This is a genomic window from Sinorhizobium sp. BG8 (assembly GCF_016864555.1).
GTDB lineage: Bacteria > Pseudomonadota > Alphaproteobacteria > Rhizobiales > Rhizobiaceae > BG8.
Window position 1 is genome coordinate 3,023,922 of sequence record NZ_CP044011.1, and the last position, 23,071, is coordinate 3,046,992.

23 protein-coding genes, 2 tRNA genes and 2 pseudogenes are annotated in these 23,071 nt (G+C 59.8%); 18 read left to right on the forward strand and 9 right to left on the reverse strand.

The window, feature by feature from the left end; translation table 11 throughout:
* Positions 1 to 10 precede the first annotated feature (10 nt).
* The 4 genes and pseudogenes from F3Y30_RS14295 to F3Y30_RS14310 all read left to right on the forward strand — a co-directional run bounded on the left by F3Y30_RS14295 (position 11) and on the right by F3Y30_RS14310 (position 4,274).
* On the forward strand, positions 11 to 1,036 hold the full coding sequence (locus F3Y30_RS14295; protein WP_203423339.1) for an amino acid ABC transporter substrate-binding protein: 1,026 nt from the start codon (positions 11 to 13) through the stop codon (positions 1,034 to 1,036).
* Between the two features lie 92 nt (positions 1,037 to 1,128).
* Complete coding sequence (locus F3Y30_RS14300) at positions 1,129 to 2,322, forward strand: amino acid ABC transporter permease (protein ID WP_203423340.1); 1,194 nt, start codon at positions 1,129 to 1,131, stop codon at positions 2,320 to 2,322.
* A gap of 3 nt (positions 2,323 to 2,325) precedes the next feature.
* Positions 2,326 to 3,485: pseudogene (locus tag F3Y30_RS14305) on the forward strand (amino acid ABC transporter permease).
* A 12-nt stretch (positions 3,486 to 3,497) separates the two neighbouring features.
* Entirely contained in the window at positions 3,498 to 4,274 is a 777-nt protein-coding gene (locus tag F3Y30_RS14310) for an amino acid ABC transporter ATP-binding protein (RefSeq protein WP_203423341.1), read from the forward strand.
* Positions 4,275 to 4,322: 48 nt separating this feature from the next.
* On the opposite strand, the gene F3Y30_RS14315 is transcribed toward F3Y30_RS14310, so the two are convergent.
* A complete protein-coding gene (locus tag F3Y30_RS14315; RefSeq protein WP_203426623.1) occupies positions 4,323 to 5,312 on the reverse strand; it encodes a GlxA family transcriptional regulator in 990 nt (329 codons plus the stop codon).
* A gap of 264 nt (positions 5,313 to 5,576) precedes the next feature.
* Between F3Y30_RS14315 and F3Y30_RS14320 the strand changes: the two genes are divergently transcribed.
* The 3 genes from F3Y30_RS14320 to F3Y30_RS26390 all read left to right on the forward strand — a co-directional run bounded on the left by F3Y30_RS14320 (position 5,577) and on the right by F3Y30_RS26390 (position 7,443).
* Positions 5,577 to 5,653, forward strand: a tRNA-Pro gene (locus tag F3Y30_RS14320).
* A 450-nt stretch (positions 5,654 to 6,103) separates the two neighbouring features.
* Positions 6,104 to 6,787 (forward strand): hypothetical protein, encoded by a 684-nt coding sequence (locus tag F3Y30_RS26385; RefSeq protein ID WP_246752745.1) that lies wholly within the window; start codon positions 6,104 to 6,106, stop codon positions 6,785 to 6,787.
* A gap of 92 nt (positions 6,788 to 6,879) precedes the next feature.
* On the forward strand, positions 6,880 to 7,443 hold the full coding sequence (locus F3Y30_RS26390) for a calcium-binding protein (protein ID WP_246752746.1): 564 nt from the start codon (positions 6,880 to 6,882) through the stop codon (positions 7,441 to 7,443).
* A gap of 397 nt (positions 7,444 to 7,840) precedes the next feature.
* Here F3Y30_RS26390 and F3Y30_RS14330 read toward each other — a convergent pair whose 3' ends face one another.
* Both F3Y30_RS14330 and F3Y30_RS14335 read right to left on the reverse strand, forming a co-directional pair.
* The gene (locus F3Y30_RS14330; RefSeq protein ID WP_203423342.1) at positions 7,841 to 8,410 is read right to left on the reverse strand and encodes an OmpA family protein; all 570 of its coding nucleotides are present in this window, start codon (positions 8,408 to 8,410) and stop codon (positions 7,841 to 7,843) included.
* 28 nt (positions 8,411 to 8,438) lie between these two features.
* Positions 8,439 to 8,864 (reverse strand): hypothetical protein, encoded by a 426-nt coding sequence (locus F3Y30_RS14335; RefSeq protein WP_203423343.1) that lies wholly within the window; start codon positions 8,862 to 8,864, stop codon positions 8,439 to 8,441.
* A gap of 699 nt (positions 8,865 to 9,563) precedes the next feature.
* Between F3Y30_RS14335 and F3Y30_RS14340 the strand changes: the two genes are divergently transcribed.
* Positions 9,564 to 9,869 (forward strand): ETC complex I subunit, encoded by a 306-nt coding sequence (locus F3Y30_RS14340; RefSeq protein WP_203423344.1) that lies wholly within the window; start codon positions 9,564 to 9,566, stop codon positions 9,867 to 9,869.
* Between the two features lie 34 nt (positions 9,870 to 9,903).
* Positions 9,904 to 9,980: transfer RNA gene (locus F3Y30_RS14345), tRNA-Arg, on the forward strand.
* A 503-nt stretch (positions 9,981 to 10,483) separates the two neighbouring features.
* Here F3Y30_RS14345 and F3Y30_RS14350 read toward each other — a convergent pair.
* A complete protein-coding gene (locus F3Y30_RS14350) occupies positions 10,484 to 10,759 on the reverse strand; it encodes a hypothetical protein (RefSeq protein ID WP_203423345.1) in 276 nt (91 codons plus the stop codon).
* On the opposite strand from F3Y30_RS14350, the gene F3Y30_RS14355 reads away from it, so the two are divergent.
* Together F3Y30_RS14355 and F3Y30_RS14360 are read left to right on the forward strand one after the other, a co-directional pair.
* The gene (locus F3Y30_RS14355) at positions 10,749 to 11,120 is read left to right on the forward strand and encodes an STAS/SEC14 domain-containing protein (protein WP_203423346.1); all 372 of its coding nucleotides are present in this window, start codon (positions 10,749 to 10,751) and stop codon (positions 11,118 to 11,120) included. The two genes, F3Y30_RS14350 and F3Y30_RS14355, sit on opposite strands and share 11 nt — an antisense overlap.
* Positions 11,117 to 11,884 (forward strand): MarC family protein, encoded by a 768-nt coding sequence (locus F3Y30_RS14360; RefSeq protein ID WP_203423347.1) that lies wholly within the window; start codon positions 11,117 to 11,119, stop codon positions 11,882 to 11,884. The genes F3Y30_RS14355 and F3Y30_RS14360 overlap by 4 nt, the downstream gene beginning before the upstream one ends.
* 306 nt (positions 11,885 to 12,190) lie before the next feature.
* Here F3Y30_RS14360 and F3Y30_RS14365 read toward each other — a convergent pair whose 3' ends face one another.
* From F3Y30_RS14365 to mgtE, 3 genes and pseudogenes are all read right to left on the reverse strand, one after another.
* On the reverse strand, positions 12,191 to 12,499 hold the full coding sequence (locus F3Y30_RS14365; RefSeq protein WP_203426624.1) for a hypothetical protein: 309 nt from the start codon (positions 12,497 to 12,499) through the stop codon (positions 12,191 to 12,193).
* A gap of 819 nt (positions 12,500 to 13,318) precedes the next feature.
* Positions 13,319 to 13,705: a MerR family DNA-binding transcriptional regulator gene (locus F3Y30_RS14370; RefSeq protein ID WP_203423348.1), complete on the reverse strand. Its 387-nt coding sequence runs from the start codon at positions 13,703 to 13,705 to the stop codon at positions 13,319 to 13,321.
* A 67-nt stretch (positions 13,706 to 13,772) separates the two neighbouring features.
* Positions 13,773 to 15,202: pseudogene (gene mgtE, locus F3Y30_RS14375) on the reverse strand (magnesium transporter).
* 359 nt (positions 15,203 to 15,561) lie between these two features.
* Here mgtE and F3Y30_RS14380 point away from each other — a divergent pair.
* From F3Y30_RS14380 to F3Y30_RS14410, 7 genes are all read left to right on the forward strand, one after another.
* Positions 15,562 to 16,056, forward strand: coding sequence for a peptide deformylase (locus F3Y30_RS14380; protein WP_203423349.1), 495 nt, complete (start codon positions 15,562 to 15,564; stop codon positions 16,054 to 16,056).
* Positions 16,057 to 16,268: 212 nt separating this feature from the next.
* A complete protein-coding gene (locus F3Y30_RS14385) occupies positions 16,269 to 17,174 on the forward strand; it encodes a transglutaminase family protein (protein WP_203423350.1) in 906 nt (301 codons plus the stop codon).
* Between the two features lie 83 nt (positions 17,175 to 17,257).
* A complete protein-coding gene (locus F3Y30_RS14390; protein ID WP_203423351.1) occupies positions 17,258 to 18,067 on the forward strand; it encodes a transglutaminase family protein in 810 nt (269 codons plus the stop codon).
* A gap of 84 nt (positions 18,068 to 18,151) precedes the next feature.
* Complete coding sequence (locus F3Y30_RS14395; RefSeq protein ID WP_203423352.1) at positions 18,152 to 18,406, forward strand: hypothetical protein; 255 nt, start codon at positions 18,152 to 18,154, stop codon at positions 18,404 to 18,406.
* A 375-nt stretch (positions 18,407 to 18,781) separates the two neighbouring features.
* A complete protein-coding gene (locus F3Y30_RS14400) occupies positions 18,782 to 19,240 on the forward strand; it encodes a (2Fe-2S)-binding protein (protein ID WP_203423353.1) in 459 nt (152 codons plus the stop codon).
* 5 nt (positions 19,241 to 19,245) lie between these two features.
* On the forward strand, positions 19,246 to 21,399 hold the full coding sequence (locus F3Y30_RS14405; RefSeq protein WP_203423354.1) for a molybdopterin cofactor-binding domain-containing protein: 2,154 nt from the start codon (positions 19,246 to 19,248) through the stop codon (positions 21,397 to 21,399).
* Between the two features lie 2 nt (positions 21,400 to 21,401).
* A complete protein-coding gene (locus F3Y30_RS14410) occupies positions 21,402 to 22,043 on the forward strand; it encodes an Isoquinoline 1-oxidoreductase subunit (protein WP_203423355.1) in 642 nt (213 codons plus the stop codon).
* Between the two features lie 47 nt (positions 22,044 to 22,090).
* Here the strand turns inward: F3Y30_RS14410 and F3Y30_RS26395 are convergent, their stop codons facing one another.
* On the reverse strand, positions 22,091 to 22,312 hold the full coding sequence (locus tag F3Y30_RS26395; protein ID WP_246752983.1) for a hypothetical protein: 222 nt from the start codon (positions 22,310 to 22,312) through the stop codon (positions 22,091 to 22,093).
* Positions 22,312 to 22,983 (reverse strand): sensor domain-containing diguanylate cyclase, encoded by a 672-nt coding sequence (locus tag F3Y30_RS14415; protein ID WP_246752747.1) that lies wholly within the window; start codon positions 22,981 to 22,983, stop codon positions 22,312 to 22,314. Before F3Y30_RS14415 ends, F3Y30_RS26395 begins: the two co-directional genes overlap by 1 nt.
* Between the last annotated feature and the right edge of the window lie 88 nt (positions 22,984 to 23,071).

The window sequence follows — 23,071 nt, forward strand, 5'->3', positions numbered from 1 at the left end:
GGTTTTCAGTATGGCTAAAACAATCGTGACAGCTCTCGTCACTGCCGCCGTCGTTGGGATTGGCGCACAGGCTGCCAATGCGGATACGCTTTCCGACGTGAAGGCAAAGGGCTTTGTACAGTGCGGCGTCAACAGCGGTCTCGCTGGCTTCGCCTCGCCTGACGCACAGGGCAACTGGTCCGGCTTCGACGTCGATTATTGCAAGGCCATCGCGGCCGCTGTCTTCGGCGACGGTTCCAAGGTGAAGTATACGCCTACCACTGCAAAGGAGCGTTTTCCGGCTCTGCAGTCCGGTGAAGTCGACGTGCTGGCACGCAACACGACCTGGACGATCAACCGCGACACCGCGCTGGGTTTCAACTTTCGTCCGATCAACTATTACGACGGTCAGGGCTTCATGGTTCGCAAGAGCCTGAACGTTAAGTCGGCGCTCGAACTCTCCGGTGCGGCCGTCTGCGTCCAGACCGGCACCACCACCGAACTCAACCTCGCCGACTATTTCAAGGCCAACAACCTCCAGTACAATCCGGTCGTCTTCGAGAAGCTCGAGGAAGTGAACGCTGCGTACGACGCTGGCCGGTGCGACGTCTACACGACCGACCAGTCCGGTCTCTATGCAACCCGCCTGACGCTCTCGGCTCCGGACGATCACATGGTCCTGCCCGAGATCATCTCCAAGGAGCCGCTCGCTCCGGCCGTCCGTCAGGGCGACGACAAGTGGTTCGATATCGTCAGCTGGGTTCACTACGCGCTGGTGACGGCTGAAGAGTTCGGCGTCACGCAGGCCAATGTCGAAGAGATGAAGAACTCGCCCAACCCGGACATCAAGCGCTTCCTCGGCGCCGAGGCCGACAGCACGATCGGCACGGACCTGGGCCTGACCAACGAATGGGCCGTCAACGTCATTAAGGCCGTCGGCAACTATGGCGAGGTCTTCGACCGCAACATCGGCGCATCGAGCCCGCTGAAGATCGAGCGCGGCCTCAACGCGCTCTGGAACAAGGGCGGTCTGCAGTACGCTCCGCCGATCCGCTAGGCGTCTGAAAGGCCCCGGGAAGGCGGGTAAACTCGCCTTCCCCCTCCTCAAAACGAGAATTGTCCAACAAAGGACAATCAGGGGAACAGACCATGGCTCACGCTACACTTCCGGCTACCAAGCTCGACCGGCCGCAAGGATCGTGGTTGAACGATCCTGATGTACGGGGAATGATCTATCAGGTCGTCACCGCGGTCATCTTCGTCGCGCTCATCTTTTTCATCTGGACCAACACGCTCGAAAACCTGCGCCGGGCGAATATCGCTTCCGGTTTCGGCTTTCTAAACGGTCGTGCCGGCTTCGACGTCGGGCAGTCATTGATCGCCTATAGCAGCGATTCCACTTATGCCCGGGCGCTGTATGTCGGCTTTCTCAACACGCTGTTGATCGCCTTTACCGGCATCATCACCGCGACGATCATCGGCTTCCTTGTCGGTATCGGCCGCCTTTCCAAGAATTGGCTGATCGCCAAGCTGTGCACGGTGTACGTCGAGATATTCCGCAATATCCCGCCGCTGCTCGTCATCTTCTTCTGGTACAGCGGCGTGCTCTCGGTTCTGCCGGGTGCACGGGAATCGATCGCCCTTCCGTTCGGCAGCTTCCTCAACAATCGCGGCCTTGCCTTTCCCAAACCGGTCTTCGGCGAAGGCTTCTGGCTCGTTCCGGCAGCGCTTGCGATCGCAATTATTGTATCGCTGGTTCTTCAACGCCAATCCTACCAGAAGCGCATGGCGACCGGACGCGGCTTTCCCGTCCTCTGGCCGTCGGTCGGGTTGATCGTCGGTCTGCCGCTTCTGGCCTTTCTCGTCCGGGGAATGCCGTTGAGCTTTGACTTCCCGGTTGCCGGAAAGTTCAATCTGACCGGCGGATCGGTTATCGGTCCCGAGTTCATCTCCCTCTATCTGGCGTTGTCCTTCTACACGGCGTCCTTCATCGCGGAGATCGTGCGCGGTGGCATCCGGGCCGTTCCCAAGGGACAGACCGAAGCTGCCGAGGCGCTGGGGCTCCGCTCTGGCTACACGACCCGGCTCGTGGTGGTGCCGCAGGCCATGCGGATCATCATTCCGCCGCTCACGAGCCAGTATCTCAACCTGACCAAGAACTCGACGCTGGCCATTGCGATCGGCTATGCCGACCTCGTCTCCGTCGGCGGTACGATCCTCAACCAGAGCGGCCACGCCGTTGAAATCGTGGCGATCTGGATGGCAGTCTACTTGTCGATCAGCCTTGTCACATCGCTGTTCATGAATTGGTTCAACGCGAAAATGGCCCTGGTGGAGCGATAAGACATGGCAAACGTCGATACCGTTTTCGTTCGAACCAAGATGCTGGATCCGGAGGTTCCTCCGGCAAGCGTCGCGGGCCCGATCCATTGGCTCCGCACCAACCTGTTCGCCACGCCGAAGGATGCAGTTCTGACGATCGTGGCAGCCCTGCTGCTCGCCTGGTACGTGCCGCAGATGCTGAACTGGCTGTTCTTCAACGCCCAGTGGCTGGGTGCCGACCGGACCGCATGCGCCACCGTCGTGCAGAGTGGCGGTGCGCAGCCGGAAGGCTGGAGCGGCGCATGCTGGGCCTTCGTCGCTTCACGCTTCGATCAGTTCATTTTCGGGCGCTACCCGATCGCCGAACGCTGGAGACCGATTCTCGTCGGCATCCTCTTCGTCGCACTGCTCGTGCCGCTGCTCATCCCGAAGGTTCCTCATAAGGGCTACAATGCAATTGCGCTCTTCGGGTCCTGCCGGTCGTTTCCTTCTTCCTGCTGCTGGGCGGTGTGTTCGGGCTTCCGCACGTCGAGACGTCCCTCTGGGGCGGCCTCATGGTCACGCTCATCCTGTCTTTCGTCGGCATGGCCGTGTCGCTTCCGTTCGGAATTCTCCTGGCGCTGGGTCGGCGCTCGACGCTTCCGGTGATCAAGACCCTCTGCGTGACGTTCATCGAAGTAATACGTGGGGTTCCGCTCATCACAGTCCTCTTCATGGCGAGCGTCATGTTGCCGCTCTTCATGCCGCAGGGGGTGACCGTCGACAAATTTCTGCGCGCCCTTGTCGGCTTCTCGGTTTTCGCCTCGGCATACATGGCGGAAGTCATCCGCGGTGGCCTCCAGGCCATTCCTAAAGGCCAGTATGAAGGCGCCGATTCGCTCGGCCTCAGCTATTGGCAGAAAATGCGGCTCGTGGTGCTGCCGCAGGCGATCAAGATCGTCGTTCCCGGCATCGTCAACACCTTCATCGGGATGTTCAAGGATACCTCGCTGGTCTCCATCATCGGCATGTTCGACCTGCTCGGCATCATCCGGCAGAACTTTACGGACGCGACATGGGCTTCGCCCGTGACGCCCCTCACCGGCCTCATATTCGCAGGCTTCGTATTCTGGCTGTTCTGCTTCGGCATGTCCCGCTACTCTGCCTTCGTGGAGCGGCAGTTGGACAAGGGCCACAAGAGATAAAGGGAAAGATCAATGGCAAACCAGGCCCATACGCAAGCAATGACCGTTTCCGACACGGACGTGGCGGTCGAGATCATCAACATGAACAAATGGTACGGCGATTTCCACGTGCTGCGCGACGTCAACCTGAAAGTGATGCGCGGCGAACGGATCGTCATCGCCGGTCCCTCGGGATCCGGCAAGTCGACGATGATCCGCTGCATCAACCGGCTCGAGGAACACCAGAAGGGCCAGATCATCGTCGACGGCATCGAGCTCACCAACGATCTGAAAAAGATCGACGAGGTTCGCCGCGAGGTCGGCATGGTGTTTCAGCATTTCAACCTGTTCCCTCATCTGACCATCTTGGAGAACTGCACGCTCGCACCGATCTGGGTGCGCAAGATGCCGAAGAAGGAAGCGGAAGAAGTGGCGATGCACTATCTGAAGCGCGTCAAGATCCCGGAGCAGGCACACAAGTACCCGGGCCAGCTCTCGGGCGGCCAGCAGCAGCGCGTGGCGATTGCCCGCTCGCTTTGCATGAAGCCGAAGATCATGCTCTTCGACGAACCCACCTCGGCGCTCGACCCGGAAATGGTCAAGGAAGTGCTCGACACCATGGTCGGCCTTGCCGAAGAAGGCATGACCATGCTCTGCGTCACCCATGAAATGGGCTTTGCGCGTCAGGTCGCAAACCGCGTCATCTTCATGGACCAGGGGCAGATCGTCGAACAGAACGATCCCGCGAGCTTCTTCGACAATCCGCAGCACGAGCGCACGCGCCTGTTCCTCAGCCAGATCCTTCATTGATCGGTTGCGGGCAATCGAAACTGAAAAGGCGGGGCTTCCCGCCTTTTCTCATGCCGGCCTCCGGCCACCAGTCTCCGATCGAAAGTTGAGCGGGCTTGCCCCAAAGTGGTTGCGAAACGACCGCGAGAAGGCCGAAAGACTGTCGAAACCGCATCTGAGCGCCACCTCGCGCATGCTCAATCGCGTATCGCGTACCATCCGCTGCGCCGCCGACAGCCGAAGCCTCAGGTAATATCGGCCAGGGCTGATCTCGAGGTCGCGGGCAAACAGCATTTCGAGTTTCCGTGTGGACATTCCCAGGCGACGGGAGAGCGCGCCTATCGTCAACGGTCGATCGATCGTGCGCTCCATCAGGCCGATCGCACGGGCAAGTTCGGGGCGTTCCTCTCCCAGGCGTCCGAGCGACACAAGCGGCTGGGCATCGGTCGCCGCGTGGGTGACGTCGTAGACGAAGACGCTTGCGACATCGAGCGCGATCGCCGAACCGAACCGCTCCCGGATCAGGTGCAGCATCATGTCGAATGTCGGCGAAGCCCCGCCCGAGGTCCAGAATCGGCCCGATGTGACGAAGCGATCCGCGCGCACGTCGAGTGTCGGGAATGCGACAGCGAAGTCCTCCAGTTCCTCCCAGTGCGCCGTAGCCGCAGATCCGTCGAGGAGCCCCGAGCGGGCAAGCAGCCAGCAGCCCGATTCGATACCCGCGACCATCGCGAAGTGGCGCGAAACCTTCGTCAGTTTTCCGATGAACGCGCGATCCCCGTAGCGGTCCTGGTTGAAGCCGGCGATGACGAGGAGGACGTCCCCTGAAACCACATCTGCGAAACTTCCGTCCACGGCGATTTCGACACCGCAGGTGAGCGCAACCGGCAGCCCGTCCGGTGAGACGATTTTCCAGCTGAAGATCGGCTCCGGCGCCACACGATTTGCCGCGCGCATTGGATCGAGGGTGGAAGCGAGCGACATGATCGAAGACTCGGGCAGAAGCACGACCGTCACGCTCAAGGGCGTTCGCATTCTGGGTTCGGATACCATGCGCAAAATGTCGAAAATATTGCGCACCGTGTCAATCCGCGAACCGCGATTCCGGCATGATGACGGTCGCAGGAACTCTGTAGTTGCAGCCGGATCGAGGGCGGAATCCTGTACCCCTACGCCCCATCCAAAATTGTCGAAACGGGTTGGCGAGCCGCAAGGTGGACCAACCCGTCTTTTTTTCCCCGGTAGTGGAGACTCACAGGGTTTCGCGCTTTTGCTGTTGCGGGCGCCCGAAGATACGTGTATCTCCCCATTCGCCGAAACGGACGGAGTGTAGCGCAGCCTGGTAGCGCATCTGGTTTGGGACCAGAGGGTCGGGAGTTCGAATCTCTCCACTCCGACCATCGGCAGACAATCCTCTCTAGAGCGCGGGTTCAAATTCAGACTTCTCTGAAGGCGATGCGCGTGTGAGCGCACCGCGGCGGAAGCCGGCTCTCTTGCACAGGCGCCACGCCCAGTGCGAGTTGCACCGTCTGGGTCTGCCCCTCTGGATGGGGACGGCCCGAAGCCCGGTAGTCCATCCCCTCACCGGCCAGTTAGCCCGATCTGTTGCAAAACTGCGTATTGGCGCCCGCGGTCGTACTTGGGTCGCTGCACGTTTCATTCACTCGTCAATAGTGCCGCCCGGCAGGATATGTAGAACGGATGTATTCCTGTTCCGTTCGCGGCATATTCCAGGCTGACGAAAACATCGAATCCAGCGTCCGATCTTGAACAACTCAGGCGCCGAGCTATGTTGCCTACCTGGCTAGGGGTTTCGCTGCCCATTTCCCTTGAAACGGAGGAGAAATACGATGCCTACCTTGAGCAATGGCAGTCAGCTTGACGTCTGGGAAGATGTAGACAACGTAAGCCCCGATGCAATTCTGTTCAGCATCACGGAAACCAACGGAAATGTCCTTGGACCGAATGGTGCTCATACTGATTTCCCGTTCGGCTCGGTCGACCTGGCATCGGTCGATGTCTTCGATGGCTTCTTCACCGTCACCACTTTTACGAACGATGGCAGGACCCAGGTTTTCACGACGGTGGAAACCATGGTGTTCGACAATCAAGGCAACTACATCCGAACCCTTTCGGATCAGGCGGCATATCGTTCGACGCAGATACTCTCCGTGAGCGCCACCAGTCCCGACGACATTACGGTGGCCTGGCAAGGCGCCAACGAGTATTTCGGCGGCCAGAACACCCAGTACGGCAAGCATGAAATCATTCTGCAGAACGGCACGCTGCAACCGGACACCTTCATAAATCACGCCCCGACAGTCACCGACCTCAACCTCACGCTTGCGCCGGGTCAGTCGCTCGACGATATCGCGTTCAGTGCGGTCGATCTCGACTATGACCTGCTGACCTTTGTCGTCGTGGATGGACCGGACCACGGGACGATGGTGCAGGAGACGCGCTACGAAGCCGGTTACTACCCGTTCCCCAAGGCCAGTATGCCGGCAGCCTGCACTATCATCAGGACTACCTGAAAGGTAACCTCTTCGACTATTCGCCCGAGGCTGGCTTCACCGGCACCGACTCCTTCACGGTCTATGCGACCGACGGACAGGGAAACAGCAATTTGGCGACCATCACGATCACTGTGGCGACACCAGCCGAGCACATCACCCTGACCGGCACGAAGGATGTCGTCAGCTACAGGAACTACGACCATGCGGTCGTGGTCGCTGCGATGGCGGGCCATGACCGCATCACAGGCAGCCGGTTCGACGACTCCCTTGATGGAGGCGCGGGCAAGGACCGCCTGCGCGGTGGCGAGGGCGACGACACTCTCAACGGAGGAACCGGCCACGACAAACTGATCGGTGGCGCTGGCAGCGACACCTTCGTGTTCGACACGAAGCCCGGTTGGCGGAACTGGGACAAAATCGTGGACTTCTCCTCCGGCAAGGATGAGTTCCAGCTCGACACTTCCGTATTTTCCGGCGTAGCGGCTGGCGTACTGGATCCCAATGCGTTCGTGAAAGGGATAGTCGCCAGGGATGAAGACGACCGCATCATCTATCACAAATTCTCCGGCCTCCTGTTCTTCGATCCGGACGGCTCGGGCGAGGACAATGCGGTAGCGTTTGCAAGCTTGGGCCGCGGTACGTCGGTTGCCGCGGGCGACTTCATTTTCACCTAGGGGAGAAAAGCAGCTGGCCTGGCGCCGTTGGCCGTCCTGGGCGGCGGGTCTCGTCTCCCGTTGAAGCCTCTGCGAGAGATGGGCCTGCGTTTGCAGCAAACGCTTGGGAGATCTTGGTCGCGAGTTCTCGGTAGGGCGAAGAAGCTATCGGAGCGAAGCTCATCACGAGGGCAAGAGTGATCCAGATGGTTCGAAGGGGCAGTCTGCGAGGGACCCACGCCATGGCTTGATCCCCACCCAACCCCGTGCGAAGTCAGGAGGCGCGGCCTGCCCCATCCGGAGGACCTAGAGCACAATTGGCGAAGGTCTCCGTGAACGCCCAACGATGCTCTTCGAGGTCTCCAGCGAGCTGTGCCGGCCACGCCCACGCTGCCATGAAATCTGGGCAACGAGCCCGCTACTTCAAAAGCCCCAGGTTGATGAGCTGTACCCGCCGATTGACGGCCGACTTCGGATTGGCGGCGTCAATCGGCCACTCCTGTCCCACCCCGATCGAATAGAGGCGGTCCGGTGCAATTGCGAATGTCGTGGAAAGGGCTTGGGTTATCGCGTCCGCACGCTCCTGGCTCAGTTTGAGATTGTGCCCGGCATCTCCGGTGCTGCTGGTATGTCCAACGACGAGAAACTTGTACCGGCTGAGGTTCGGGTGATGCAGGGCATCGGCGATGAGGCCGACGGTGCGGTAGGATTTCGGCTCGATCGCAATGGAATCGTTCTCGAACTCTATATCGACAATCAGCTGCGAAAGGTTCGCGAGCTGCGACCAGTTCGGGAGGCCAGATACGCCTTTGCCCGCACTGTTAGCCGCCTCCTCGACCAGGAGGGCGATATCGATTGCGGGAGCGGCCCGCTCGACCCGTCCAAGCGTTGTTACGAGCTGCTTATCGCTCAGCTCCTGTGCACAGGCCAGGCCGGGAACCAGCAGCAGGCCCAGCACCAAGAACGCGCGTTGTCGAATGTTTGCCATTGTCTGCTCTCCGATTCCAACGAGGCCCTTACCGCCAGCCGGCGTCTGTTATCGCCTGGCCGCACTTGCTGTTCTCGACGCGTCGAGCCTTGAGGAGGCAGGAAAGGATGTTTCCGTCTCCCTTCACGCCGTGGCAGAACTGAGCCATGTCGTGCTCGCAGATGCTCTTGTAGGCCAATTGGGCCGCCTGGCGCTGTTGGATCGAGGCGGTCACATTGGCAAGTGTCGTGGTGCAGGTCGGACTGACCTTTCCCGCATGGTCGTTCAGGCAGCTCTGGATCCGCCCTCCACCGAGGTTAAGCCCCCGGCAGAATTTCCTGATGTCGGCGCCGCACTCCTTGGCAAGCAGCGAAACCGCATCCGCATAGCTGATCGTATCTGCCCGACTGTTGGCGACGAAAGCGAGACAGGCGATGGATAGCGCCCCGGCAAGAACGGCAAATCTCTTCCGCATGGTGGGTCCGATCCTGGAAATGGGTTCAGAGTCAATCATCACGGGCGTCATGGATGATAATGCCCGGCCCCCTGGGTGGCCAGCGCACTCATGCTTCGCGAACGGGGCCGCAAATGAAAGTAGGTTACAGTTACAAACGCCCCGGGCGCGGCGTCTTGGTCGCACCAGACACCTGATGAGAACCCTACCACGCCATGCGTGCGCAAAGGATCGTACGCTACGGATCCTGGTGGTCGGCTATCGCAAGCCCTTTCAAGCCCGGATGAACAGAACTCCCGTTAAGCCAACCACTACGAGGCACTGAAGAATGAACATTGGCAGATCCGATGACATTACCGCTCCTCCCGCTCGATCGAGCCCGGGTCCTGACCCTAAAGTCTTCCTGCCGCCATCGGTTCCACCTGCTGCAGATGTCCCCGCAGATCCATAACGTGCGAGCCTGCCGAAACCACCGATTGATGAGAACTATCTCATAGATGCCGGCATTTCGAAATGCGCAACGTCATTCCTGCCTGACGGTCCGGTGGAATGCGATGAGAGGAAGCACCTCGATGCGTCCGCCCAGACATGCGGCCCGCAAAAACGATTCAATTTCCAACAAGGGTCATTCCGTTTTAATCCAATCTGCGCTATGGCATCCGCAGTGCCTCGAGGCAGAGTGGAGGCACGGACGGAACCAAGGTGGAGCCAGATCGAGACATGTCCGCAAAAATCTATCGTCCCGCAAAGACGGCAATGCAGTCGGGCAAGGCCAAGACCCATCTTTGGGTTCTGGAGTTCGATCAGGAATCGCCGCGCACCATCGACCCCGTCATGGGGTATACGAGCTCGCGCGACACGCGCCAGCAGGTTAAGCTTTTCTTCGAAACGGCGGAACTGGCGGTGGCCTACGCCGAGCGCAACGGAATAGAATACCGTTTGATCGAGCCGAAGGAAGCGACCCGCAAGCGCGTCGCCTATCCGGACAATTTTCGCTTCAATCGCATGCAGCCCTGGACCCACTGAGGGTCTTCAGTCTTCCGGAGAAAAGCCGGACCGGGGCCCCTTAGCTCAGCTGGATAGAGCACCTGCCTTCTAAGCAGGTTGTCGCAGGTTCGAGTCCTGCAGGGGTCGCCACTATCTTCAACCCATTGAAATCACATCATTAACTCAACTACTGGTCTTAACTGATCTGAGGTGGGAACAATCGGCGTTGCCTCGTCGTCCATCGCAACTCCTGGATACCCTAGCCATCGCCCCCGCAACGTCTATCTCGCAGACAGTGTAGCCCTCGGATACCGCAAAGGGAGCCCCACTGTGCGCGGCTGCAGGACGCGTTGAAAGCATGGAGGCGACGGAGTAAAATACTGGCGGATACTTTGATTGGACACAGACCGATTTCTAACTGTCGTCCAGCTGCCCGCCCGAGTTCCGGCAACGACCGGATCGCTGGCCTGCCGATTTTATGGCAGTTTTTAGGTCGAATTTTTCGACACTCGACATGCATCAAGAAGAATGTCGGCGCCTACCCATGAATTATCCTTGCTGGTTTTGTTGTCTGCGTAGCTCGTACCGCGTCTCGCAAATAAAGAAGGTGACGTGCGATGCTATCTGCCTACCTTAACTGCACAGAGTTTTTATCACCAGAAGAGCTCACGCAATTGCAACGGGTCTTCGACGACACGTGCTTGCAACAGCGAGTCGATCACCGATCGGCGCTCGCTGACGAAGTGGCGAAACAACTCATCCGTCTCTATCAGGGCGGTGTTCGCGACTCGGCTGAAATTGCGGCGATCATGGAGCATCGGTTCCACCGGCACTGATTTAACGATGAGGCAGACGCCCATTGAGGGCGAATGCAGGGCAATCGGCAGCCGGCTGGCATCGAGGACAAGGGGGAGGCCCGTGATTGCCATAGAGCCCGTGCGCGACGAAAACATCCTGATCGTTACACCCCAAGGTCCCCTGGAACAGGCCAACTTCGAGACGATCGCGCGTGAGGTTGAGCTCGCCGTACGCTCGCACGGAGAACTCGCCGGCTTAATGCTTGTTATTGAGAACTTCCCCGGATGGAAGAGTTTCGGGGCCGTGGCTGCTCATCTGAAATTTATCTCCAGTCATCATCGACAGATCGAACGGATCGCTGTTCTTACCAGCAGCAAGCTTCTCCGGATCGTTCCCACCCTTGCTCGCTACTTCGTACACCCCAAGATTCGAACTTTCGACTTCCAGCAACGGACAATGGCGCTTTCTTGGTTGGAGACCGGTCAACCATGACATCTCTGCAGGACAAAGTTGCAGAAGCATATTCGTATTTGCGTTGGGCGGGTCAGCGGCAACTGGTTTCCGTTCTGGCTACGATTGGGACCGCATGTTTTCCCTCACAGTGCTATGCGCAATCGCCGCTCGGTGCAGACATGCCCGATGTAGAGTTCGGAGCACGCAAGATATTCCTGATGCTATTCCTGATGCTTGGCCCGATCAAAATACTCGTGCCCTTTAAAGTCATTACGGACGGCTACGGCCCCATCTTGCGGCGACGAATAGCCACCAGGGCGATCCTGTTCTCGGCGGCAGCGCTGGCGATCGCCGGTTTGCTCGGGCGCACTATGCTTGAGAATTTAGACATCTCGTTGCCGGTGCTGGCGATGACCGGGGGGATTATCTTGTTCGTTGTGGCCTTGCGAACCATCCTGCAACCGACTTCGGATTTCCAGGTACGATCAACAGATCGGGGTCAAACGGATCTGGGACTGGCCCTGACACCGCTGGCGTTTCCAACAATCGTGACGCCTTACGGCATTGCCGCTGTGATCGTCTTTGCCACGTTGGCAGGCGGCCGCCAAACGGAAGGGCTAACCGTGGCGGGCATTGTATTGCTGATCCTGACGCTGGACTGGCTGGCAATGATTTTCGCAGAGGGCATTCTGAGATGGATCGGCACTTCACTGCAGGTCTTGGCTGTCGTGCTTGGCGTTACACAAGCTGCCTTGGGCCTGCAGGTCATATTGCATAGTTTCAGCATGATCGCCTGGCGATAACCCGTTCTTCCCGGCACTCGTTACTGCTTGGCCAGAACTGGCATCCACAATGAGATAGCCCTGAAGAGATGAGTACATTTCTTCGCGAAATTTGGTGGAAATTCAGCGAGTTTTCCAGAAACTCTGCGACAAGCACGGTTGGGTGAGAGTGACGGTGCTTGCAACCTCGCTCATGCAATTCTGGTCCACTATAGTCAGGCCGTTCGAGACGCGGACACCATTGAGAGGCTATTTTGCGCGCTTCCCCTGAGCTCAAACCGCCGGGCACCCTGCCCTACGGCTGCCCACGTCGCCCTCTCCGATCTGCTACGGCTTGATGTCGAGCGCTTGACCAGAGGTTCGCAACTCTTGCAGCGTCTTGCCGACACAACTTCCTCCGCCTTCGTCACCAATCGCCTTCGCTTTGCCGTCTAAGGTGATCGTACCAGCGATTCCATCCGACGCTACGTACGTGGCGGTTCCACTATCGGCTACCTTGGATAGATAGAACACAAGATTGGTTTCTTTGTTTTTGCAGGTGATCGCGAACGGAAAGGTTTTAAATGGGTCAACTTGTGCATAAGCCATTGATGCAGCGTCACCTGCCAGCACCAGGGCAACCAGTGCCCCAAGCATGCGTGGCGGCAATGTTGTTTTCTGCAAAACGCAGCCCATTGAAACCTCCTTGTTAGATCGAGTTCGCCTCGCCAAACCTCTCTGGATTTCGAGCACAGCGCGAAGTTGGTTGCTTCATGGACCACTTTGCGCAGCACCGACCCCTTACGCATGGGGTCGGTTGCATTATGTGCTCGTGGTACAAACAGTCAACAATGCCCAAGGTGCCGCAAGCCTACTGCGCAGACAGGGCTTGGATCATCCCCGGGGGCGACGATCACGGTAAGAGCCAGAATAACCTGCCCGTCACGCGGACCGCGTCCACGATTGCCATGCCCGACGGCCAATGTTTCGAACTCTTCTGAGGAGTGGCGGCGCCACTAAGCTGGCTACCTGTGCCGATCATGGGAGGCACCTCTGTTCCGGTGCGCCAGGCTGGTACTGCAGCGCGAGAGTTTGGCAAAATGGGTTTGCCCTATCGTCTCAGGACACAGCCGATATCGGCGCAATTCGATGGATTTCGCCCAGAGCCTACCCGGATACACGAAAGGACATCCTGAATCGGTACGCGTGTTGAAATTGTCGGCGTATTGCGGGCCATGCTAATTTTCAGATGCAACGCCCTCCACTCGGATTGCGCTGCAGCTTGCAGAGAGGCGGACGGGGCGCCGGCAACACTCTCCGTTTTTCTGATCGATGAGGGCCCGGGGACCCCGCAGTCTCCGGGTTCCTTTGTCGCTGGCAATTCGCGAAGCGCACTCGCCCGCCCGCGTCGGCGGTATCATGGTTTCACCGAAGCACGGGAAGATGATCCAAGCGCGCCCGGAAGGCAGGAGCCCGCTAGGTCCCTACCCCGATCTCGGCCAGCCGCGTCAGGCAGGCTTCCTCGACATTGTCGAGTTCTCCAAGGGTTTCGTCGATGTCGCGGCGCTTCTGCCTGAGGTCTTCACGCTTCTCGTTGACCTTCCGCATCAGTAGCTGCAACTGGCCGACCTCGCCGGGCGGGTCCTTGTAGACCTGAATGATCTCTCTGATCTCGGCGATGGTGAAGCCGATGCGCCGGCCTCTCAAAATTTCCTGGATCAGGCGCCGATCGGCTGGGCGGAAAAGCCGTGTACGTCCGCGGCGTTCAGGGTGGATCAGGCCCTCGTCCTCGTAGAACCGCAGGGTTCGCGTCGACACCCCGAATTCCCGGGTCAGTTCCGTAATGCTATAATATTTGTCCACGCCGGATCCCAATCATTCAATTGCGATCAATAATATTTACTTTTACGTCAAAGTCAATTTCGCTGTTTTAGTGGATGGAAAACCACCAGGTCGCAAGACCGAGGAACGCGAAAAAACCGGTTATGTCGGTCACCGCGGTGACGAACACTGCGGACGACACGGCCGGATCCGCCCCCACCCTGTCGAGCAGAAGCGGGATCATGATCCCGGCGATTGCCGCGGCCAGCATGTTGATGATCATGGCCGTCGCGATGATTCCGCCGATATTGGCGTCCTCGAACCAGAAGCCGGCGACACAGCCGATCAGCAATCCGAAGATCATGCCGTTCAACAGCCCGACACCGGCCTCGCGGCGCACGACCCGCCAGGCATTGTGAATATCGAGATTGCGCGTCGCAAGCGCACGCACGGTCACCGTCATGGTCTGCGAACCCGCGTTCCCCCCATGCCAGCGACGATCGGCATGAGGACGGCGAGTGCCACGATCTCCTCGATCGTCGCCTCGAAGAGTGAGATCACCGACGCAGCAAGAAAAGCCGTCAGCAGATTGACCAGAAGCCATGGCACGCGCGAGCGAGACGTTTCGGCAATGGTGTCCGAGAGTTCTTCGTCGCCAACGCCGCCGAGGCGCATGAGGTCTTCTTCGGCTTCCTCCTGGATCACGTCGACCACGTCGTCGATCGTCAGCACCCCGACCAGCCGCCCGTTGTCATCGACGACGGCAGCCGACAGAAGGTCGTACTGTTCGAACAGCTGCGCGGCCTCTTCCTGGTCCATCTCCGCCGGAATCGGATGGTTGGTCTCGCGCATGATCGCCTCGACCTTGGTGCCGCGCTTGGTGCGCAGGATCCGGTCGAGATCGACTATGCCGAGCAGGCGGAACGTCGGGTCGATGACGAAGATCTGGGTGAAGCTGTCCGGTAACTCCTCTTCCTCGCGCATGTAGTCGATCGTCTGGCCCACCGTCCAGAACGGCGGCACGGCGACGAATTCGGTCTGCATGCGGCGGCCCGCCGTGCTTTCCGGATAGTCGAGCGAGCGGCGCAGCCGGATCCGTTCGGTGAACGGCAGCTTGGAGAGAATCTCCTCCTGGTCGGCCTGATCGAGGTCCTCGAGGATGTAGACGGCATCGTCGGAGTCCATCTCGCCGATTGCCGCGGCGATCTGGTCGTTGGGCAGGTGCTCGACGATATCAAGGCGGATCGCCTCGTCGACTTCGGTAAGGGCCGCAAGATCGAACTCGTCGCCGAGCAGCGATACCAGCGCGCGCCGCTGGTCCGGCTGGATCGCCTCGAGAAGGTCGCCCATTTCAGATTCGTGAAGCCGCGCGACATGCTTTTTCAGAAACAGCAGGTCGCGATCGGCGATCGCGGCGCCGACATGCATGAGAAAGTCGGAACGGATGGAGCCATCCTCGGCGTAGATATCCTCGCCTTCGTAGGCTCCCGCGTCCGCCGGTGCGCGCAGGTCGCGATCGTCTTCGCCGGTGTCCGCCATTGGACCGCTCCTCGAAACGCAATTTCCGGCAAGTCGCCGGAGCGCTCGCCCAACATGAGAATGAATTGCTTTGCCGATTCAGAGAAGGCGGCCGCGGCTAGCCGGGATCCGCTCCCTGCCCTCCTGCTAACCGAAAGCGCGGTGGCGGTCTACAGAGGAGCGAAGCGAAATTGGCACGCTTTGCGGAGAATTGCGCAAGCTGTTGCAATTTCTCAAGAATCGAATGCCTTTGGCATCTCGTCGGAAGCGCGGGAGAAAGGCGTCGAAAAGCGATGCCGGTTCCCTTCCCCGCGCATTGGCGCTAGGCATGAAAACACCGTTGACCCAACGGAGCGATGCACTTCAAGCGGACCTCAAGCATGACCATTCGCCCGATCCTCAAATTTCCGGATCCAAAGCTACGCACGCCCTGCTGGCCCGTCGAACAGTTCGATTCCGACCTTGCAGCACTCGTAGCGGACCTTGCCGAAACCATGCGGGCTGCCCCCGGCATCGGCATCACGACGGCTCATATCGGCGAACTCCTGCGCGTGGTGTTCATCGAACTGGAAGGCCCGGGATCGGGCCAGGTCTATGTCAATCCGGTCCTGGTGTGGGTCTCCGCGGACTTGGTGCGGCATGCTGAAGGCAGCGTTTCCATGCCCGGCGTAAGCGAGGACGTGGAGCGGCCGGCCCGGATAAGGGTCACGTATCAGGACATCGAAGGCATGCATCACAGCGCAGAAGCTTCGGGCCTCCTTGCCGTCTGCCTGCAGCATGAAATCGACCAGTTGGACGGCATGTTCTGGATAGAACGCCTGTCGCGGCTGAAGCGCGAACGCGTCATCAAGAAATACCGGAAACTGACGGCGTGACACTGCCACTGCCTTGGTGACTGCCGACCAGCCACAACTTCTTTAGGGAGCGAGGCTGATCCGCGCATGACGAAATGCCCCACCGGGGGAAACCGGGTGGAATGCCCGTGCAAGCCTGAACTCAAATCCAGCACGACAAGATCGCCCCTGTCAGGCAGAATGCCGCAGGTTCGTATCCTGGCGCCAAGCCGGCCGGAAGTGGGGCACCAGCCATGACGATTTTTGCCGTACGGCACATCACCCGTTACAGCTACTGGCGACCGGTCGAGTTCGGCCAGCACCGGATGATGTTCCGCCCCCGCGACAGCTTTGACCAGAGGCTGCTCGATGCCAACCTCATCGTCTCTCCGGGACCAAATGAAATCCGCTGGATTCACGATGTCTTCGGCAATTGCGTCGCCATGATCAACTTCAGCCGCCCATCGAACGAACTCGTCTTCGAATCCCGGATCCGGCTGGATCACACCCCGCAAGTCGCCCTCGATCTTCGAATAGACGACGAAGCCCTGACCTACCCGTTTTCCTATGATTCCGACGAGCTTACGGACCTCGAATGCACGATCGCCCGCCACTATCCGGATACGAGCGACGAGGTAGGACGCTGGGCTCGCCAGTTCATACGCGTCGGGCACGCGACGGAAACCGGGCACCTCCTGATGACGCTCTGTTACGCAATCCACCAGAGCTTTTCCTACGCGCGACGCTCCGAGCATGGAACGCAGCCGCCCCAGCTGACACTGGAGCTTCGCCGGGGAACCTGTCGCGACTTCGCCCTGTTGATGATGGAAGCCGCGCGGGCGCTGGGCCTCGCTGCCCGCTTCGTCACAGGCTACATCTATGTCCCCGATCGCGATGGAACGACTACGCTTGGCGGCGGCTCGACGCACGCCTGGTGCCAGATCTACCTGCCCGGTGCCGGATGGGTGGAGTTCGATCCGACAAACGGCATCGTGGGCAACCGCGACCTTATCCGCGTCGGCGTGGCGCGCGACCCCCGTCAGGCAATCCCGCTGTCGGGAAGCTACGACGGAGAATCTAGCGATTTCAATGATATGTCGGTGCAAGTGAATGTGACGACAGAACCAGTCTCGTCCTCCGGAAGGCAGACGACCGCCTGAACAGTGGAACCGATGGCCGCCGCCCGCGTTCCCTGACACGCCTCCCGACCGGTGAGGTTACGGATCGAACGCGAGGCAAGCAGATGAGGATACATGCCGGTTTCATCCTGGGTTACGAATGCCCCAAGCCTACCCCGATGCTGCTTGCCCTCGACATACATCCCTCCCGCCGGGTCGACCTTCTGACTGATCAGGTCTTGTCCTTCAATCAACCGATCGAGGCGTGGGGCTATGTGGATGCGTTCGGTAACGCGTGCACGCGCATCGTCGCCCCGGCGGGTCTCACGCTTATCTCGACGGATTTCGAAATTTACGACAGCGGCCAGCCGGACGTCGTTCCGTACGACGCCATCCAGCACGAGATCCAGGACCTCCCCGACGAGGTTCTGGTCTTCCTTCTCGGCAGCCGATACTGCGACACCGACCGTCTTGGTGATTTCGCTTGGTCACGATTTGCGACCACCCAATCCGGCTGGCCACGCGTCCAGGCCATAGCCGACTTCGTTCACGGCCACATCCGTTTCGACTATCAGAAGGCCGACGCAACGCGCACGGCCTATGGCGGCTTTACCGAGAGGATGGGCGTATGCCGGGACTTCGCGCATCTCGCGATTACGCTCTGCCGCTGCATGAACATCCCCGCCCGCTACTGTACGGGATACCTCGGGGACATAGGCGTGCCGCCGGACCCCGCACCCATGGATTTCAGCGCCTGGTTCGAGGTGTTTCTCGGTGGCCACTGGCACACCGTGGATGCCCGCCACAATACGCCGCGGATCGGCCGGATCCTTATGGGCACGGGCCGCGACGCAACGGATGTCGCACTCTCCACGAACTTCGGCCCCACGACGCTTGCCCGATTTGAAGTGGTAACGGAAGAGATCAAGGAGTGATCGTCACCCCGTTCGCGAAATCGCGATGGAACAACTGTGGCACGAATACGTTACCCCTCCATGAGAACTAACGGAGGTAACACAATGAAAAAGCTCATTGCTACGTCTGCACTGGGGTTGGCTGTGATGGTCTCCTTCAGCATGCCCGCAATGGCCGAAACGGTAGTGGTCACCAAGAAAAGAGTGGTCGAACATCGGGAAGTACAGCCGGGTCTTGTCATCACCGATCGAGGGATCGCAGTGCGAACATACGACGATAGCCAGCGTTGTGTGACCAAGACGGTCAAGCGGGAAACGGATGACCGCGAAGTGGTGAAGAAGACAACGGTTTGCCGCTAGGCGTACGGACCTCGGACAGGAACGGGGCCCATCGCCCGGCTTCAGATCAAACGAAGAGCGAGATTGCTGGAAACCCGGTCGCATCCGTGCACCGGGTTTCAACGTGTCTGAGAACGGCATCACAAGGTGCCGGCAGGGGCGACGATGTGGTGTCTGGCCGTTGCACCTCGCCAAAGGTCAAGGGGGCCGCCGGGAGCGGCTTCGACGAGCGGAGCGGTCGCCGATTCAGGACGCAATCCAACCGTCAAGATGGGCGATCTGGATTAGCCCGCAGCCTGCCTTCACAAAAAAGTAATTGGCTGGCTCCCCGGCCCTGCTGTTAGCGTAGAGCCGCTGCATGAACGTTCGGGGAACGGCTTTCAGCCGAAAAATCACATGGCTTATGACCTTTTAGTCAATGGCAAGAAGTATGCCATCGATGTGGATGGCGACATTCCTCTCTTGTGGGTACTGCGCGACACCATTGGTCTCACCGGAACGAAATTCGGCTGTGGGATCGCCATGTGCGGCGCCTGCACGGTCCATGTCGATGGGCTGCCCGTGCGATCGTGCGTCATGCCGGTTGCCGATGCGGTGGACAAGCCGGTTACCACGATCGAAGCGATCGGCGAAACCGAGGAAGGCGCTCGGATACAGAAAGCGTGGCTGGACATCGATGTCGTCCAGTGCGGTTACTGTCAGTCAGGACAGATCATGTCCGCCGCAGCCCTCCTCGCCGCCAATTCGTCGCCGACCGACGATGATATCGATGCGGTCATGGCCGGAAATATCTGTCGATGCGGCACGTATCAGCGGATTCGCGCCGCCATCAAGCTGGCTGCGGAGGCGAGGTAAGTGCGATGTCCATCCACGATAGAGCCAATCTCGCTGTTTCCCGCCGACACTTTCTGATCGGCGCAACTCTGACAGGTGCGGGCCTCGTCATAGGCTTGAGGCCTTCGCCCTCGTCCGCTGCCGCTGCAATGCTTGAGCCCAACCCCTTCATTCGCATCCCTGCCGAAGGAAAGATCGTCTTTGTCATGCCGTCCGTGGAGATGGGGCAAGGCATCTATACCGCTGTCGCGATGCTGTTGGCCGAAGAGCTGGAAGTTACCCTCGATCAGGTGGAGCTGGAGCACGCACCGGCAGATCCTTCACGCTACGCGAACCCGTTCCTGGGCGACCAGATCACCGGCGGGTCGCTATCCATCCGCGCCATCTACGAACAGATGCGCAAGGCAGGTGCCACCGCACGCGTCATGTTGATCAATACGGCCGCGCGTGGCTGGAACGTCGCACCGGACACATGCAAGGCCGAGGCCGGAAAAGTCGTCCACGGCGCAAGCGGCCGCAGCGCGGCTTACGGCAGCCTGATCGAGGCTGCGGCCTCGGAAACGGTGCCGGAGGAAGTCCCGCTGAAACCGGCGTCCGATTTCAGGCTGATCGGTCAGTCCGTCCGTCGCCTCGACAGTCCGGAAAAGGTCAACGGAACGGCAAAATTCGGCATCGACGCCCGCCCGGAAGGCGTGTCCTACGCGGCGATCACGATCTGTCCCCACTTCGGCGGAAAACTGCGCTCGGTGGAGGAAGGACCTGCAATGGCGGTCAAGGGCGTCAAGCAGGTCGTCCGGACTGACGATGCCGTCGCTGTCGTGGCCGACAATACCGGCGCTGCCCGGAAGGGCCTCGCAGCGCTCACCGTCGCATGGGATCCTGGCCCGAGCGCCGGTCTTTCGCTGTCAGAACTGGAAAGGCGGGCGGACGAGGCAATCGGTTCCAAAGGTCTGCAAGCCATCAATGAAGGCGACGTCACGAAGGCTGAGGCCGAACACGGGCCTGCTCACGAATTCGTCTACCGGCTTCCGATCCTTACGCACACGGCCATGGAGCCGATGAACTGCACCCTTCACGTCAGAAACGATGGCTGCGAGGTATGGGTGGGCACGCAGGTGATGGGGCGCGCCAGGCAGGCGGTTGCCGAAGTCACGGGCCTGCCGGTGGAAAAGGTCGTTGTGCACAATCACCTGCTCGGCGGCGGATTTGGACGCAGGCTTGATGTCGACGGCGTGATCGTGGCGGCGAAGATCGCAAAACAGGTCGACGGTCCGGTCAAGATCACCTGGAGCCGCGAGGAGGACATCCGGCACGACTGCTACCGCTATCTCAACTACAGCAAGGTAACCGCGACGCTGAATACGGACGGCACGCCCCTCTCCTGGCGGCACCAGGTCATCGGGCCATCGGTGATGGCGCGCTGGATGCCCGCATTCACGCGTGAGGGCATAGATCTCGACATCATGACGGGCGCCGAGTCGCCCTACGCAATCCCCAACAGGCACACGGAATTCGTCCGCCACGAAGCTCCCGACGGCATGCTGACGGGAAACTGGCGCGGCGTCGGCGCCACGCGCAACATCCCGCCGATCGAGGGAGCCATCGATGAACTGGCCCATCTCGCCGGCGCCGATCCGCTCGAGTATCGCAAGCGGCTGCTTGGTCATAAGCCGCGTCTCCTCGGGGTCCTCAACCTTGCGGCGGAAAAGGTCGGCTGGACCACCGCACTTGCAAGCGGCAAGGGTAGAGGAATCGCCATCCTGGAAGACTTCGGGAGCTTTGCTGCAATGATTTCCGAGGTAAGCGTGACGGATGACGGGAGCCTCAGCACGCAGCGCATCGTATGCGCCGTCGACTGCGGCCAGGCGATCAATCCGGACACTGTCGAGGCGCAGATCGAGAGCGGTATCGTCTACGGTCTCAGCGCTGCTCTCTATGGCCGCATCACGGTTGAGAACGGCGCCGTCGTCGAGGGCAACTTCGACGATTCCCCCGTCGTCAGGATGCACGAGATGCCGAAAATCGAGGTGCACATCGTTCCAAGCTCCGAGCCGCCGGGCGGCATCGGCGAGGTAGGCACTCCTGGTGTCGCACCATCGCTTCTCAATGCGATCTTCGCGGCAACCGGCAAGCGATTGCGGTCGCTTCCGATCGACCAGAACGAACTTCGGAGGGTGTGACCGTGACCAGGCGGATTGGCGTTCTGCCGCTCGTTACGGTTCTGGCCGTGAGCGGTACCCTTGCCGGCATTGGGCCTTTGATGGGCCATGCCCAAACATCGGGTGGCGGCCAGCTCAAGGCCGTCTCGGACTTCGATGCAATTTCGAATGCCACCGAGCGCTCGAAGGCCATCTTTGCAGAGGCGAGCCGCGTCATGACGCACCCGCGCTGCATCAACTGCCATCCGGCAACCCGCAGCCCGACGCAGGGCGAAGAAATGCATCCGCATGTGCCCTTGATTATCGCCGAGGAGAGCTCGCTTGGTCCGGCCGGACTTGTCTGCAGCACATGTCACGGGGACGAAAATCGGCCAATCGTCGGCAGTCGCATAAAATCCATCCCGGGCAATGCGCACTGGTCATTGGCGCCGGCGAGCATGGCCTGGCAGGGTCTGACGGTGGGACAGATCTGCGAGCAGGTGAAGGATACGGAGCGGAACGGCAACCGCTCCCATGCCGATCTTATAAAACACATGGGAGAGGATCATCTGGTCGGCTGGGCGTGGCATCCCGGTGAAGGACGCAGTATCCCACCCGGCTCACAGGAAACCTTTGCCGCGCTGATCGCCGCCTGGGTGGCGACGGGTGCCGAATGTCCGAATTGAACGCCTGAACAAATTTAGCGTAACCAGAATATCGCCTGCACGGGCATTTACAGAGCCGACACGCGATTGCGGCCGGCCCGCTTCGACAGATACAGCCCCTCGTCAGCGCGTTTCAGTATGTCGCTGGAAAAGCGATCCGGCGAATCGAATTCGCTCACACCGCCGCTGATCGTCGATTCGTAACGCAAGTTTTCCCTGAGGGCGAGCGGCACGTGCTCGCGCAGTCGCTCCGCGATTTCGAACGCATCGCCACGAGAGGTGCCGGGCATCACAACCACGAACTCGTCCCCCCGAAACGGGCAATCACGTCGCTCTGGCGCAGATGTTGGCGGCACAATTGGGCAATTTCCACGAGGGCCGCGTCGCCCGCATGGTGCCCCATCTCGTCATTCAGCCGCTTGAAATTGTCGAGATCGAAAACGAGCACCGAAGTCTGAGTCCTCTCACGCTCAAACACCGCCAACCGCTGATCCAGGGTCTCAATCAGCTTCCGTCGATTGTATAGCCCCGTCAGGGCGTCCGTTTCGCTCAGTTGGCGCAGTTTGTGCTGCACCTCATTCTTCTCGGTGATGTTGCTGGCCACCCAGACGACGGCAGCCTCGCCCTCCACCAGAAAGCTCAGCGCCTGAACACGCCCTTCAAACCATATGGAATCGGTCGGGCCTTCGCCGGCTCCTTTGACATCGCTACCGCTGAGTTCGTATTCGACGATATGGAGGACACCACTTTCCAGCGCCTTCTCGATTTCGGCAGCGAACCACCGTGCCTTCTCCTCTTTCAAAACTTCAAACATGCTTTTCCCGACGAGACCGCTACCGTCGTGATAGTGCCTGACGTCCTTGCCGCCGAATATGGCGGCATATCGGCCACTGCGGGTGAGGATGAATGCCGGGTCTGGAAGGGAGGAAAGGATTGACGTCAATTGCTGCTGCGTAAACAAGTATTCACTTTCCCACGTTTCCCAGCGACACGGCCCTGCCACAAAACCTACGCGTGTACACTCGCGCACCGCGCGTATTTCATTTGCA

What these genes read in the sequence shown, in the direction of transcription:
- F3Y30_RS14295 (WP_203423339.1), top strand. Translation starts at nt 11, where the DNA reads ATGGCTAAAACAATCGTGACAGCTCTCGTCACTGCCGCCGTCGTTGGG.
- F3Y30_RS14300 (WP_203423340.1), top strand. Translation starts at nt 1,129, where the DNA reads ATGGCTCACGCTACACTTCCGGCTACCAAGCTCGACCGGCCGCAAGGA.
- F3Y30_RS14310 (WP_203423341.1), top strand. Translation starts at nt 3,498, where the DNA reads ATGGCAAACCAGGCCCATACGCAAGCAATGACCGTTTCCGACACGGAC.
- F3Y30_RS26385 (WP_246752745.1), top strand. Translation starts at nt 6,104, where the DNA reads ATGCCTACCTTGAGCAATGGCAGTCAGCTTGACGTCTGGGAAGATGTA.
- F3Y30_RS14330 (WP_203423342.1), bottom strand. Translation starts at nt 8,410, where the DNA reads ATGGCAAACATTCGACAACGCGCGTTCTTGGTGCTGGGCCTGCTGCTG.
- F3Y30_RS14335 (WP_203423343.1), bottom strand. Translation starts at nt 8,864, where the DNA reads ATGCGGAAGAGATTTGCCGTTCTTGCCGGGGCGCTATCCATCGCCTGT.
- F3Y30_RS14340 (WP_203423344.1), top strand. Translation starts at nt 9,564, where the DNA reads ATGTCCGCAAAAATCTATCGTCCCGCAAAGACGGCAATGCAGTCGGGC.
- F3Y30_RS14350 (WP_203423345.1), bottom strand. Translation starts at nt 10,759, where the DNA reads ATGGCAATCACGGGCCTCCCCCTTGTCCTCGATGCCAGCCGGCTGCCG.
- F3Y30_RS14360 (WP_203423347.1), top strand. Translation starts at nt 11,117, where the DNA reads ATGACATCTCTGCAGGACAAAGTTGCAGAAGCATATTCGTATTTGCGT.
- F3Y30_RS14365 (WP_203426624.1), bottom strand. Translation starts at nt 12,499, where the DNA reads ATGCTTGGGGCACTGGTTGCCCTGGTGCTGGCAGGTGACGCTGCATCA.
- F3Y30_RS14380 (WP_203423349.1), top strand. Translation starts at nt 15,562, where the DNA reads ATGACCATTCGCCCGATCCTCAAATTTCCGGATCCAAAGCTACGCACG.
- F3Y30_RS14385 (WP_203423350.1), top strand. Translation starts at nt 16,269, where the DNA reads ATGACGATTTTTGCCGTACGGCACATCACCCGTTACAGCTACTGGCGA.
- F3Y30_RS14390 (WP_203423351.1), top strand. Translation starts at nt 17,258, where the DNA reads ATGAGGATACATGCCGGTTTCATCCTGGGTTACGAATGCCCCAAGCCT.
- F3Y30_RS14395 (WP_203423352.1), top strand. Translation starts at nt 18,152, where the DNA reads ATGAAAAAGCTCATTGCTACGTCTGCACTGGGGTTGGCTGTGATGGTC.
- F3Y30_RS14400 (WP_203423353.1), top strand. Translation starts at nt 18,782, where the DNA reads ATGGCTTATGACCTTTTAGTCAATGGCAAGAAGTATGCCATCGATGTG.
- F3Y30_RS14405 (WP_203423354.1), top strand. Translation starts at nt 19,246, where the DNA reads ATGTCCATCCACGATAGAGCCAATCTCGCTGTTTCCCGCCGACACTTT.
- F3Y30_RS26395 (WP_246752983.1), bottom strand. Translation starts at nt 22,312, where the DNA reads ATGCCCGGCACCTCTCGTGGCGATGCGTTCGAAATCGCGGAGCGACTG.